Raw genomic sequence first — 12,140 nt, 5'->3', positions numbered from 1 at the left:
TGGTGCAACCGGCGAGTGAACGATTGATCAATCTGACTAAGCGAGCAATGCCGCATCGGCAGGGAGTGGGCAAATTGCAGGAACTAGACGCCACGGACAAGAGGATCATCCGCGCCCTCGACGAGGACCCGCGGCTCCCCATCATGGTGCTGGCCCAGCGCCTGGGGCTGGCCCGCGGTACCGTGCAGTCCCGACTTGAACGGATGGCCTCCGGCGGTGCGCTGCGGCCCAACAGCAGCCGGGTCCTTCCTTCAGCCCTGGGCCGCGGCGTTGCCGCGTCCGTGAGCGCCGAGCTGGACCAGAGCCACCTCAATGAAGCCATCGCGGCCCTCCGGAACATCCCGGAAGTCCTGGAGTGCCATGCCCCCGCCGGCGACACCGACCTGCTGATCCGCGTGGTGGCCACCAGCCCGGACGACCTCTACCGGGTTTCAGAGGAAATCCGGCTCTGCCCGGGCATAGTCCGGACGTCCACCAGCATGTTCCTGCGGGAAGTCATCCCGTACCGGACCACCGGCCTGCTTGACGGATAGCCCTCCCCATCGCCGCCCCGGACCATCCCGGCTAGGCTGGCTCCGTACATCCACACGGGGGGAACAACATGGCGGGAACTTTTTACGGCGGCGACGTCGCCCAGCTCCGGCAGCTCGCCAAGGACCTTGCGGGCGGCGCCAACCGCCTCAATGCCCTGGGGCAGCAACTGAACAGCACCATCAGTTCCGGGCTCTGGAAAGGACACGACGGGGAGAGGTTCCGCAGCGAGTGGACCGCCTCCCACCTCAAGCTCCTCAGGTCCGCCACCTCCGGCCTCGAAGCAGCGTCCAAGGCTCTGCTGGCCAACGCCGACGAGCAGGAGCAGGCCAGCAAGGGAGCCGGCGGCGGCACCGGCGGCCCGGGCGGAGGGACAGCCCAGGACCTGACCGACATGCTGAACTCCATGACTCCGGACGAGCGCCGGGACTATCTGCAAAGCGAGGAATTCCGGCAGTGGGCCCTCGCCAACCCGGAGGCCGCAAAGGCGGCGATGGACGCGGCGGCTGACTCAGGCCTGATCGACAAGAACTCCCCGGAATATGCGGATTTCCTCAGCGGCTACTGGAACAACCAGGCGATGCTGGAGATAGGCATCTACCCCGCCACCTGGGATACCTCTCTGGGCACCGAAGCCAACTGGGAAACCATCCGGAGCGTCTACGACTTCTACGGCCAGGCCTACCTGGCCAATCCCGACCTGCAGTGGGCCGGGATGGCCAACATGATCGGGCCGTCCTTCGCCGGCGGCTTCCGCGACATGGCCATGATGCGCGACCTCGCCCAACAGATCCTCAACAACCCGGCCGCCAACATCCCGGTGCCGGTCCTGGACCAGATCGAACAGCTGGCCGGGATGACTGACCAGGAGATCCGGTTCTACGAGGTCAGCATGCTGGACATGAACAAGGAGATCTTCCTGGACCAGGCCCGCCAGCACCAGGCCTACCTTAACGGCGGGTTGGAGGAGATCAACCGGCTGCAGGAGTCCGGCGCCATCGACGCCGGAACCGCACAGGCATGGGCCGACATCGATTCCGGCGACCCGGACCGGATCCAGGAAGGCAACACGGCGCTCCTCTACCGCGAGCAGAACGAGATCATCGCCGACGACTACGACACCATGCGCAGCCATCCCGGCGGGGAAGCCGTGACCTACATGGTCACGCTGGCCGGGGAGCCGTCCATTCCGGGCGCCAGGAGCTATCCGGAGGTGTTCCCGTACACCTTCAGCGTGGAAAGCCCCGGCCCGCAGAACGTTCCGTTCACCAACTGGGAGAACCCCACGCAGTTCCGCACCGACTTCACCACCGGCTTCCCGGACGGCAACATCGCCAATGCGGACCAGCGGTGGGAGCTCATCCGCCAGGACACCCTTCCCGCGTACCAAAACCTGCTGGCCACGGATCCGGACCGGGCGGCGCGGATCATCGGCTCCAACTTCGATGACCGGGTGGACCAGTACCGTCCCACCAACAACATTCCGCAGATCATGGACCGCTTCCTGGACGGCTTCGACGCGGAGGTCCACCAGTGACGCCCAACCGCAACGCCGGGCCCGCACCGCAAAGGCGCGCCCCCGCCGTCGTACTCCTTCTCCCCGCCCTCGCCGCCGCCCTGGCGGTGGGCGGCTGCACACTGTCCGCACCAGACCCCGCCACCCCGTCCTCCGCGACATCACCAACAGCTGGGAGCACCGTGAAAACCTCCGAATTTTCCACCCTCGATGCCGCCGGCGTGGAGACCATCCGCAGCACCGGGACCGCGCGGCTGGACATGAGCTCCGGCACGCTGGACAAGGAATCCGTCCGGGTCACGCCGGACAGCTACGGACCGGAAATCAACACCCGCGGCTCAGGCAAGATCAACCTGACCATCGTTGCGCCCAACGGCGAAATCACCGGCGAAACGGACCGGATCCGGTTCAACACCACGGACAAACGCGCCGACTTCAGCGAGGTCACGTACTTCCTCACCGCCGCGTCCGCCGAGGAATTCTTCGCCCTGATCCGCGACGGCGTTGAGCGATACGGGATCGATGCCGACTCGGCCGAACGCTGGATCAGCAGCACCGAAAGCGACCCCGAGGGAAAGAGCGACTTCTCCATCACCTCCGGAACCGCCACGGGCCTGGACGTGAACTATGACCTCAGGTACGACGGCGGCAAGGACACGCAGGTGATCATCGTCCACGTCCGCCCGGCGGCTTAGGGTAACGGCGGCGGCTAGACCGGCGGCCCCGCGTTGGGCTTCAGCGTCTTCATCACCAGCGTGGACGTCAGCCGTTCCACACCGGGAAGAGATGTCAGTTCGGCGTCGTAGAACCGCTGGTACGCGGGCAGGTCCTCCGCGATGACCTTTAGCAGGTAGTCCGGGGAGCCGAAGAGCCGCTGCGCCTCCACGATGTTGGGGTTGTCCGCCACCCGGTTTTCAAATATTTCCATGGTGGGGCGATCCACCTGGCGGAGCGTCACGAAAACGATCGCCTCGAATCCCAGCCCCACGGCGCCGGGATCGATGTCCGCCTTGTAGCCGCGGATCACACCGGACTGCTCAAGGTCGCGCAGCCGCCGGTGGCAGGGCGCCACGGTCAGCCCCACCTTCGCCGCAAGCGCCGTGGCAGTCATCCGGCCATCCTCCTTGAGGTGGCGCAAAATATTCCTGTCGATAGCGTCAATCACACAAAAATCGTACTGCTTGGCGAGCGTGCCGCGCGAAAAACGGACAGCACTTCCGGGCCGAAAGTTCCTACAGTTACTCCTGACAAGATTCCTGACAGGAGAAACCATGAATCCGGAGCTGTTCCTGGCCTTTATGCTGGTGGCCGCCGCCCTCGCCTGCACCCCGGGCGTGGACTGGGCGTACTCCATCACTGCAGGGCTGGGACAGCGGAGCTTCGTGCCGGCCGTCGCCGGGCTGTGCGGCGGCTACATCCTGCATACGGCGCTGCTGGTGGCCGGACTTGCCGCGGTGCTGACCGGGATGCCGGGCGTGCTGGGCTGGCTGACGCTTGCGGGCGCCGGGTACTTGATGTGGCTTGGTGTCAGCACGCTCCGCTCGTGGCGGGGCGCCTCGTTCAGTGCAGCGGATGCCACGGGACGTGCCGGCGCCACGCGGCTGCGGACGTTCCTGCAGGGCATGGGCACCAGCGGCATCAACCCCAAGGGTCTGCTGTTCTACGTGGCGCTGATTCCGCAGTTCGTCAGCGCCGACGCCGCCCTGCCTGTACCGGTGCAGTCCGGGCTGCTGGGCCTGACGTTCGTGGCGCTGGCCGGCCTGGTCTACACCGCCGTGGCGATGCTGTCCCGCAGGCTGCTGCAGAGCAGGCCGGGCGCGGCACGGGCAGTGACCCTGGCCAGCGGGATCATCATGGTGCTGCTGGGGACGGTGCTGCTGGGTGAGCAGCTGCTGCCGCTCCTGGCCGGGCGTTCCTAGTCCTCGCTCAGCGACTTCCAGTCCTGTTCCCAGATCCGGCGCATTTCCTCGTCTTTGCGGATGGGGATGGGCGCAGCGATCTCCCGTTGCGGCACCGGGTCCTCGCGCCGCCGCCCCCAGTCGCGCGGGTTCAGGGACCTCCGGCTGGACTCCAGCAGGAGCAGAGCCCGGTCCGTCAGGGCGTCGTTTCGGAGCGCCAGGTGCGTCTTCCGCCGCCGCAGCACCTCACCGATGGCCTGCTGGGCCGCATCGAACCGGCCTTCCCGGCGGAGCGCCCGGGCGCGGACCAGCAGCAGCGCGGCAGAGAGGTCGTCCGCGTTCAGAAGCCCCTCGGTCCAGTCGATCACCGTACGGCTGCGGCCCAGGCTGAGCGCCAGCGTGCACTTGGCCAGTGCCATAGGCAGCGACGGCGGCAGCCCGGTGAGTGCGTCCAGCGCAGCCTCCGTGCGCCCGGTTTCGCGCAGTGCGTGGGCCAGGGCAAGGAACACCGACTCCTCGCTGAACAGCACCGGGACCTCCACCCGCTCGGCGACCTCGATCCGGGTGACCACCCGCCGCAGGTAGGTGGCGGAGTACCGGTTCGCGTCGTCGTCGTTCCTGGTGGTGAGGCCGCGCTGCAGCAGCTCGGAGGCCCGCAGGTAGCCGCCGTGCTGGTACTCCAGCAGGCCGGACATCAGGTAGCACAGTCCCGCCCAGCCCGGATAGGAGCGTGCCAGCATGATCAGCCGCTCCGGCTCACGGCTGGTGAAGACGGCGTCGTGCACCTCCTTGGCCGGCCGCGGCATGCGCTTGAGGCGCGGCACGTCCCCGTCGATGGCGAGCAGGGCGGGGTTGCGGCCGCCCAGCACTCCGGTCAGCAAACCGCCGACGCCGCCTGCCAGGTCGTGGACAGGCGTGCGCAGCTGCGCCTGCCCAAAGGGCGTAAGGTCCCGGCCGTCCCAGTAGATCGGTGCAGTGTCCCCGGCGCTCATCTTTCCATGCTAACCAAGACCTGCAGCCCGGTTCCCGGCCCGCCGCCTACGGACGTGCCATGAACCATTCGGTAAAGGCAGCGGCGCGGCCGGATCCGTCGAAGCGGACTACCCACAGGTTGTCGTAGCTTGGCTGCTCCCCCGCATAGAGGGTCACGCCCTGCACGAATGCCGTGGAGCCGTCCACTCCCAGCAGCTCCCAGCTGAAGGTCCAGTCCTGGGGTTCGTCCCGGGCCGCGAGCCAGCCCTCCACGATGCCGTCCTGCCCGGTCCACGCGTCGGGGTCGTGCGGCCGGGTTTCGTACCGCGCATCCTCCGTGAAGAGGGCCCGGATATCCTCGGCCGAGTTGCTGGCCCAGGCCGCCTGGTACCTGTCCATCCATGGCGCGATGAAGGCGGCTGCCGCCGCAGGCCCTGTCATCCCCCCGTTCTACGCGGCAGCCACCGGCAGCGCAAGGCACCTCACGCGTTGACGGCGGCTATCCACACGCCAATGACCCAGGTGCTGGCAGCCAGGCATGCCAGCCCGAATTCTGCGAGCATCCCCAGCCCCGTGGCCTTGAGCGCGGCCCAGCTGGACCGGCCCGCCGCGGGGAAGTTCCGGGTGCGGGCGAATTCGCTGAGGAGCAGCCCGGCCGCGAACCCGACAAACAGCCCCACGACCGGGATGACGAACATGCCCGCCACCCCTGCCACCAGGCCCACCACGATGCTCCGGCCGGGAATGGCGTGCTCCTTGAGTTTCCGCCCCGTGAGGACCGCGCTGGCCGCCATTCCGGCCGCCACCAGTACTGTTCCGATGGCGAACACCACCCAGCCTGCCGTTCCGGCCCCGCCCCAGATGGCCCAGGCCAGCAGGCTTGCGCCGATCAGGATGCTGCCGGGCAGGACCGGAATGATGGTACCGGCCACGCCCACCAGGATCGCAAGGCCGCACAGGATGGTCACTACGGTCTCGGAGGTCATAGCCCCAGTCTAGGGTCGCCGGGAGGCCGGCCCGGAACGGCGCAAACGCCCGACGGCGGCGCCTCCTTTCGTGAAGGGGGCACCGCCGTCGGGCGTTTGGACGTGGTATTTCCGCGGGCGGACTACTTGGCTTCGGCTGCCGCAGCGACCGCCGCCGTCACGGCCGGGGCCACGCGGGGATCGAGCGGGCTGGGCACGATGTAGTCCGCGGCCAGGTCCTCGGCAGCCAGTTCCGCGATGGCGTTGGCCGCCGCGATCTTCATGTCCTGGGTGATGCGGCGGGCGCCGGCGTCGAGTGCCCCGCGGAAGATGCCCGGGAAGGCCAGGACGTTGTTGATCTGGTTGGGGAAGTCGCTGCGGCCGGTGGCCACGACGGCGGCGTACTTGGCGGCCACCTCCGGCAGGACCTCGGGATCCGGGTTGGACAGGGCGAAGACTATGGCGTCCTGGTTCATCAGGGCAAGGTGTGCCTCATCCAGCTTGGAGGAGGAAACGCCGATGAAGACGTCGGCGCCGGTGAGGGCCTCCGCCGGACCGCCCGTGACGCTGCGCGGGTTGCTGCGGCCGGCAATATCAGCCTTCTTGCTGGTGGTGTCCGCCGCGAGGTCCGCGCGGCTGCTGTTGATGACGCCCCTGGAGTCCAGCAGGACAACGTCAGGGATCCCTGCGGCGAGGAGGATTTCTGCGACGGCGATGCCGGCGGCGCCTGCGCCGGACACCACGACCTTGAGTTCGCCGAGTCCGCGGCCGGTGACCTTGGCGGCGTTGGTGAGGGCGGCCAGGGCAACGACGGCGGTGCCGTGCTGGTCGTCATGCATGACGGGGCAGTCGAGTGCCTCGATGAGCTTTTCCTCAAGTTCGAAGCAGCGCGGCGCGGCAATGTCCTCCAGGTTGACCGCGCCGAAACTGGGGCGCAGGCGGACCAGGGTTTCGACGATCTCGTCGACGTCGCTGGTGTTGAGGACCAGCGGAATGGAGTCCAGGTCGCCGAAGGTCTTGAAGAGCGCGGACTTGCCCTCCATGACGGGCAGCGAGGCGCTGGCGCCGATGTTGCCCAGCCCCAGGACGGCAGTGCCGTCGCTGACGACCACCACGAGACGTTCCGCCCAGGTCAAGGTACGGGCAAGCTCGGGCTGCCTGTGGATGGCGCGGCTGACCTCGGCGACGCCGGGCGTGTAGGCGATGGACAGGTCGCGCTTGTTGGACAGCGGCGCAGTGGTGCTGACCGACAGTTTTCCGCCTTGGTGGGCGCCGAAAATCTCGTCCTCGGTCAGCGGGGTGGCGGCGGAATTGTCGATGTCTGTGAGTGCGTCAATGGACACGTCGTTGTCTCCTGGTGCTCGCCGTGCTTCCACGGCACATGGGGCCGGGTCCGTGACGGACGTCCGGCGGGGAAGATGGTGCGTCAGGAAACCCAGGGGTGGCGGGTCCGGGAAGAGCTGTGGGGATGTCGCTCCCTGCTGCTCCTGTGGTCCCCATCGTAGGCAACGGCGCACGCCTGCTCAGGCAGGTTTGACGCCTCAGACGCATGACAAAAGGTTTTATCAGCGCTTTTTGTGACGCACGCCACGGCATAAAGGCGGATTTAATGCCTTATTGGTCTAGACCGATTACGCGGTCTGGGAAAGTGTGAACCGCTCTTGGGCGGCCGGGGAGAGCCGCGCACAGGCCTTTTTAAGGTCTTCCTCGGCCTCGAACAGGGACAGGCGGCGGTTCCGGACGGACTGGACCAGACCAGTGACCGCCAGCAGGAGGACCCGGGCGGCCACGGCGTCGCCTGCCGCCGCCTCAACAGCCTTCTCCCCCAGGGAGTCGATGTCCCGCAACAGCGCCGTGGTGTCCCGGTCCGGGAGGTAGACGCCGCGGCTGAGGCACTGCTCAACGGCAGGCTGCATCACGCGCATGTGGAAGATTTCCATGACGACGCCGGGAAGGGCCCGTCCGCGGAAGCGGGCGGATTCCCGCCGCGAGGCCGCCTCCAGCTCCTCGAGCTGGTGGCGGTAGAGGGCCAGCACCAGGTGGGTGGGGGAGGGGAAGTAGCGGTACACGGTCCCCAGGGGAACGTCAGCCTTGGCCGCGATTTCTGACAGGTCCACATTGTCCAGGCCCTTGCGGGCAAAGGCCGCGGCGGCTTCCAGCATGCGCGCGTATCGAAGGCGCTGGCGGGGAGCGGTGGGCCGGGGAGCCATGGGCGGATGGTCTGAAGCAGTTTCGGTCATCAGCAATTTCCGGTGTTGTCTTTTGGGGTCGCTGCTGCCGAGCGCCCCCATCCTTACCGCCCCGCAGTCCGCCTCAACTATACGGCACACCCTGCTGCCGCAACTCGTCAGTGGGCTTACCACCGACCGCCGGAAAGGTCAGTCCACGCCCTTGATCTTGACGACGAAAACAGCGCCCAACAGCCCGATGACGGCCGCCGTGGTGAACAGGGTGCCGTACCCGCCGAAGAACTTCAGGGCAAGGAACGCAAGCAGGGGGGCGATCACCTGCGGCAGGGAGCTGGCGATATTGATGACGCCCAGGTCCTTGCCGCGGTCCGCGGCCTTCGGGAGCACCTGGGTCAGCAGCGCAAAGTCCACTGCAAGGTAGGCCCCGAAGCCGATGCCCAGCACGGCGGCGCCGGCAAGGGCGCCCGGCCAGACCGGAAAGAAGGCCATGATCAGGGCCGCCATGGCGATCGTGGCCGAGGAGCCGATGACAAACGGTTTCCGCTTGCCAACCCTGTCACTCCACGGCCCGGCGATCACAGCCGTGATCATCACCATCACCGCATAGATTCCGGTGAGTACGAGCACGCCGAAGGCCGGGTCACCGTGCTTGATGATGTCGCGGAGGAAGAAGAGCAGGTAGACGATGGTGAGCTGATTGCCTACGTTGACCAGCAGCCGGGTCAGCCAGGCCCAGCCGAAGTCCGGATACCGCACAGGGCTGATGTAGAAACCCTTGGCAAAGGACCGCAGATTGAAAGTGCCCAGTTCCGATTTGGGCAGGGCGGGGTCGTTGCGGTGGAACAGGTAGGGCAGCACGGAGACCAGCAGGGCCCCGGCGCACAGCCAGTAGCCCACCATGAAGTTGCCGGAGACCACAGCGCCGAAGACGGCGCCCGTAAGGACGCCCAGGGTCTGGCCCATGGCCGCCAGCCCGCCCACGCCGCCACGCTGCGGGACCGGAACCCGGTCCGGGACGGCGGCGAAAATGGCCGCGTAGGCCGCGTTGGCACCCAGCTGCACCAGGCACCAGAAGAGCACCATCAGCGCCACCGACGCCGAGACGGACATGGCCAGCAGGGCGGCCGCGGCCAGCACCGCTCCCAGCAGGACCCAGGGGGCTCGGCGCCCAAAGCGCGACGTGGTGCGGTCAGACAGGGCGCCGAACAGCGGGTTGGCCACGAGGGAGACTGCGGCACCGCAGGCTGTAACCAGGGACAGGATGGCTTCCTTGCTGGGCGAATCAATGCTGATGGCCTGCTGGCCGATGAAGACATTGATGGGCCCGAAGAACGCGGCGTTGATGCCCACGTTGACCAGCACCAGCCCGGTGACCCAGCGCGCGGTGACCCGCTGCGTCGGCTCGGCGAGCGCCGCCGTCGTGGTCCGCGGAAGGTCCGGCGGGACCGGCGTGTTGGACAGGCTCATATCTTGTTCCCCCGGGGCAGGTGCTGATGCTGGAAATCAGACTATCGTGGGCCTTGCCCGCCGTCTGTGCCGCACGCGGGCGGGACTTTCCGGTACGGCACACCGAGGCTCGAAGGAGAACCACATGACTGCCGCTTCCACCCCTGCCGTGAACACCGCGGACCTGTACGACGAGCGCGGAGACGAACTGGCCTCCGTGGCACTGCAGTTCCAGTCCCTGGGCGGCCGGTCGCACTTCGCCGGGAAGGCCAGGACCATCCGCTGCTTCCAGGACAACGCGCTGGTGAAGTCCACGCTGGCCACCGAGGGCAACGGCAGCGTGCTGGTGGTGGACGGCGGCGGCTCGCTGGGCACGGCCCTGATGGGGGACATGATCGCCGAAAGCGCCGTGGCAAACGGCTGGGCCGGCGTCGTCATCAATGGCGCGGTCCGGGACCGCGAAGCCCTCGCGGCACTGGACCTTGGCGTGAAGGCGCTGGGCAGCAACCCCCGCAAGAGTGCCAAGGCCGGCGCCGGCGAAGTGGATGTTGACGTGGTGATTGACGGCGTGACCATCCGCACGGGCGCCATGATCTGGTGCGATCCGGACGGCATCCTGGTGGAGCAGTAACACCGGCCGCCGGAAAATAGGTCGGCTCCGGGAATGGAACTGAAGGTAAGATAGTTACTGAAAGCAACTATCAATGCTGACTTCCCTTTTCTTCCCCTTGGAGCACCTATGTCCACAGCCCCTGCCACGCGCGGCGCCGGAGAGACCCTGACGCAGCGCCAGATCGTCACCGTGATGGTGGGCCTGATGCTGGGCATGTTCCTGGCATCGCTGGACCAGACCATCGTGTCCACGTCCATCTACACCATCGCCAATGACCTGGACGGGCTCTCGCTCCAGGCCTGGGCCACCACCGCATACCTGATCACCTCCACCGTCAGCACCCCGCTGTACGGGAAGCTAAGCGACATCTTTGGCCGCCGGCCGCTCTACCTGACCGCCATCGCCATCTTCCTGGTGGGCTCGGTCTACGCCGGTTCCGTGCACTCCATGACCGAACTCGCGCTGGCCCGCGGCATCCAGGGACTGGGTGCCGGCGGCCTGCTCGCACTGGCGCTGACCATCATCGGGGACATCGTCTCCCTGAAGGACCGCGCCAAGTACCAGGGCTATTTCATGTCAGTGTTCGGCATCTCCTCCGTGCTGGGGCCGGTGGTGGGCGGCGCGTTCGCGGGTTCGGCCAACATCCTGGGCTTCGACGGCTGGCGCTGGGTGTTCTTCATCAATGTCCCCATCGGCCTGGCCGCCCTGGTGGTGGTGTTCCTGTTCCTCCACCTGCCGGCAAAGCACCTGAAGCAGAAGATCGACTACTGGGGCGCGGCGGCCATCACGGTGGCCATCGTCCCGCTGCTGCTGGTGGCCGAGCAGGGCCGCTCCTGGGGCTGGACGTCCACCAACTCCTTCATCTGCTACGGCCTGGGCGTGCTGGGCATCGCCTGGTTCCTGCTGGCCGAGAAGCGGGCGGGTGACTACGCGCTCATTCCGCTGCGGCTGTTCCGGAACATCACCTTCGGACTGTCCTCGCTGCTGAACTTCATCATCGGCATCGGCATGTTCGGCGCCATCGCAATGCTGCCCATGTACCTGCAGCTCGTGAAGGGCCTGACCCCCACCGAGGCCGGCCTGATGATGATCACCTTCACCGTGGGCATCCTCTTCGGGTCCATTACCGCCGGGCGGACCATCTCCGCCTCCGGCACATTCCGCATCTTCCCCATCATGGGCACTGGCATCCTTACGGCGGCCGCCCTGGTGATGGGCTTCTCCCTCCACGTTGACACCGGCCTGTGGGTCCCCGGACTGATTGCCGTGTTCTTCGGCGTGGGGCTCGGCTTCTGCATGCAGCCGCTCACCCTGGCCATGCAGACCTCCGTGCCGCCCCGGGACATGGGCGTGGGAACCTCCTCCGCCGCGTTCTTCCGGTCCATGGGCGGCGCCGTGGGGACCGCCGTGTTCATCTCCATGCTGTTCAGCCTGGCGGCGGACAAGATCGCGGACGGCATGAAGTCCGCCACCGCCGACGCCGCGTACCTGGCCATCCTGAAGGACCCGGCTGTGGCCGCGGACCCCGCCAACGCCAAGCTGTATGACTTCTTCAAGAACGGCGCGTCCAACGACTCGCTGAACGACACCAGCTGGCTGCACACGGCCAACAGCACGCTGACCCGGCCCATTACCGAGGGCTTCGCCGATTCAATCGACGCCGTCATGCTGACCGCCGCCGCCCTCACCGGGCTGGCCTTCCTCATCAGCCTCGCGCTGCCGAAGAAGAAGCTGACGGACCCCAATGCCGCTCCCCCGCAGGACAACGACCTGCAGGTCCCCGCCCACTAAACGCCCGCTCACATCCGGGCGTCAAACCCCCCACCCGCGCCCACCAGTGGCGGCACTATCCGGAACCCTCCTGCACCAGCGGGAGGGTTCCGCTGTTCCTGCCCGGCTGCGGAGCGCAAGAAAGAGGTGTACGACGGCGGCCCGCGCCGCCGTCGTACACCTCCGCCCGGTGCCCCCGCAACCGGCTGCCGTGGCCGGCTTCAACTGGAACGGGGCGGC

13 protein-coding genes are annotated in these 12,140 nt (G+C 67.3%); 6 read left to right on the top strand and 7 right to left on the bottom strand.

Going from position 1 to position 12,140, the window contains the following annotated elements; genetic code table 11:
* Positions 1-74 precede the first annotated feature (74 nt).
* From AS031_RS17030 to AS031_RS17020, 3 genes are all read left to right on the top strand, one after another.
* Entirely contained in the window at positions 75-533 is a 459-nt protein-coding gene (locus tag AS031_RS17030; protein WP_176716564.1) for an Lrp/AsnC family transcriptional regulator, read from the top strand.
* A 68-nt stretch (positions 534-601) separates the two neighbouring features.
* Positions 602-2,068 carry a WXG100 family type VII secretion target gene (locus AS031_RS17025; protein ID WP_058269343.1) on the top strand — a complete coding sequence of 489 codons (1,467 nt, stop codon included), beginning with the start codon at positions 602-604 and terminating at the stop codon, positions 2,066-2,068.
* Positions 2,065-2,742 (top strand): hypothetical protein, encoded by a 678-nt coding sequence (locus AS031_RS17020; protein WP_058269342.1) that lies wholly within the window; start codon positions 2,065-2,067, stop codon positions 2,740-2,742. Before AS031_RS17025 ends, AS031_RS17020 begins: the two co-directional genes overlap by 4 nt.
* 14 nt (positions 2,743-2,756) lie before the next feature.
* Here AS031_RS17020 and AS031_RS17015 read toward each other — a convergent pair whose 3' ends face one another.
* Entirely contained in the window at positions 2,757-3,212 is a 456-nt protein-coding gene (locus AS031_RS17015) for an Lrp/AsnC family transcriptional regulator (RefSeq protein ID WP_074447009.1), read from the bottom strand.
* Between the two features lie 106 nt (positions 3,213-3,318).
* Between AS031_RS17015 and AS031_RS17010 the strand changes: the two genes are divergently transcribed.
* A complete protein-coding gene (locus tag AS031_RS17010) occupies positions 3,319-3,966 on the top strand; it encodes a LysE family translocator (protein ID WP_058269340.1) in 648 nt (215 codons plus the stop codon).
* Here the strand turns inward: AS031_RS17010 and AS031_RS17005 are convergent.
* The 6 genes from AS031_RS17005 to AS031_RS16980 all read right to left on the bottom strand — a co-directional run bounded on the left by AS031_RS17005 (position 3,963) and on the right by AS031_RS16980 (position 9,538).
* Positions 3,963-4,937 carry a hypothetical protein gene (locus AS031_RS17005; RefSeq protein ID WP_058269339.1) on the bottom strand — a complete coding sequence of 325 codons (975 nt, stop codon included), beginning with the start codon at positions 4,935-4,937 and terminating at the stop codon, positions 3,963-3,965. The two genes, AS031_RS17010 and AS031_RS17005, sit on opposite strands and share 4 nt — an antisense overlap.
* Before the next feature lie 46 nt (positions 4,938-4,983).
* Complete coding sequence (locus AS031_RS17000; RefSeq protein ID WP_058269338.1) at positions 4,984-5,358, bottom strand: nuclear transport factor 2 family protein; 375 nt, start codon at positions 5,356-5,358, stop codon at positions 4,984-4,986.
* A 41-nt stretch (positions 5,359-5,399) separates the two neighbouring features.
* A complete protein-coding gene (locus tag AS031_RS16995) occupies positions 5,400-5,903 on the bottom strand; it encodes a DUF456 domain-containing protein (protein ID WP_058269337.1) in 504 nt (167 codons plus the stop codon).
* A 122-nt stretch (positions 5,904-6,025) separates the two neighbouring features.
* Positions 6,026-7,225, bottom strand: coding sequence for an NAD(P)-dependent malic enzyme (locus AS031_RS16990; protein ID WP_058269336.1), 1,200 nt, complete (start codon positions 7,223-7,225; stop codon positions 6,026-6,028).
* Positions 7,226-7,513: 288 nt separating this feature from the next.
* Positions 7,514-8,122, bottom strand: a complete 609-nt coding sequence (locus AS031_RS16985) for a TetR/AcrR family transcriptional regulator (protein WP_058269335.1) — start codon at positions 8,120-8,122, stop codon at positions 7,514-7,516.
* Positions 8,123-8,260: 138 nt separating this feature from the next.
* Positions 8,261-9,538, bottom strand: coding sequence for an MFS transporter (locus AS031_RS16980; protein ID WP_058269334.1), 1,278 nt, complete (start codon positions 9,536-9,538; stop codon positions 8,261-8,263).
* A gap of 124 nt (positions 9,539-9,662) precedes the next feature.
* Here AS031_RS16980 and rraA point away from each other — a divergent pair, with 124 nt between their 5' ends.
* Together rraA and AS031_RS16970 are read left to right on the top strand one after the other, a co-directional pair.
* Positions 9,663-10,148, top strand: coding sequence for a ribonuclease E activity regulator RraA (rraA, locus tag AS031_RS16975; protein ID WP_058269333.1), 486 nt, complete (start codon positions 9,663-9,665; stop codon positions 10,146-10,148).
* Positions 10,149-10,256: 108 nt separating this feature from the next.
* On the top strand, positions 10,257-11,921 hold the full coding sequence (locus AS031_RS16970; protein WP_058269332.1) for an MDR family MFS transporter: 1,665 nt from the start codon (positions 10,257-10,259) through the stop codon (positions 11,919-11,921).
* Positions 11,922-12,140 lie beyond the last annotated feature (219 nt).

Origin of the sequence: Pseudarthrobacter enclensis (genome assembly GCF_001457025.1) — a bacterium.
Taxonomy (GTDB): domain Bacteria; phylum Actinomycetota; class Actinomycetes; order Actinomycetales; family Micrococcaceae; genus Arthrobacter; species Arthrobacter enclensis.
The sequence above is the reverse complement of the archived record's forward strand: the minus strand, read 5'-3'. Positions and strand labels throughout refer to the sequence as shown.

What these genes read in the sequence shown, in the direction of transcription:
- AS031_RS17025 (WP_058269343.1), top strand. Translation starts at nt 602, where the DNA reads ATGGCGGGAACTTTTTACGGCGGCGACGTCGCCCAGCTCCGGCAGCTC.
- AS031_RS17010 (WP_058269340.1), top strand. Translation starts at nt 3,319, where the DNA reads ATGAATCCGGAGCTGTTCCTGGCCTTTATGCTGGTGGCCGCCGCCCTC.
- AS031_RS17005 (WP_058269339.1), bottom strand. Translation starts at nt 4,937, where the DNA reads ATGAGCGCCGGGGACACTGCACCGATCTACTGGGACGGCCGGGACCTT.
- AS031_RS17000 (WP_058269338.1), bottom strand. Translation starts at nt 5,358, where the DNA reads ATGACAGGGCCTGCGGCGGCAGCCGCCTTCATCGCGCCATGGATGGAC.
- AS031_RS16995 (WP_058269337.1), bottom strand. Translation starts at nt 5,903, where the DNA reads ATGACCTCCGAGACCGTAGTGACCATCCTGTGCGGCCTTGCGATCCTG.
- AS031_RS16985 (WP_058269335.1), bottom strand. Translation starts at nt 8,122, where the DNA reads ATGACCGAAACTGCTTCAGACCATCCGCCCATGGCTCCCCGGCCCACC.
- AS031_RS16980 (WP_058269334.1), bottom strand. Translation starts at nt 9,538, where the DNA reads ATGAGCCTGTCCAACACGCCGGTCCCGCCGGACCTTCCGCGGACCACG.
- rraA (WP_058269333.1), top strand. Translation starts at nt 9,663, where the DNA reads ATGACTGCCGCTTCCACCCCTGCCGTGAACACCGCGGACCTGTACGAC.
- AS031_RS16970 (WP_058269332.1), top strand. Translation starts at nt 10,257, where the DNA reads ATGTCCACAGCCCCTGCCACGCGCGGCGCCGGAGAGACCCTGACGCAG.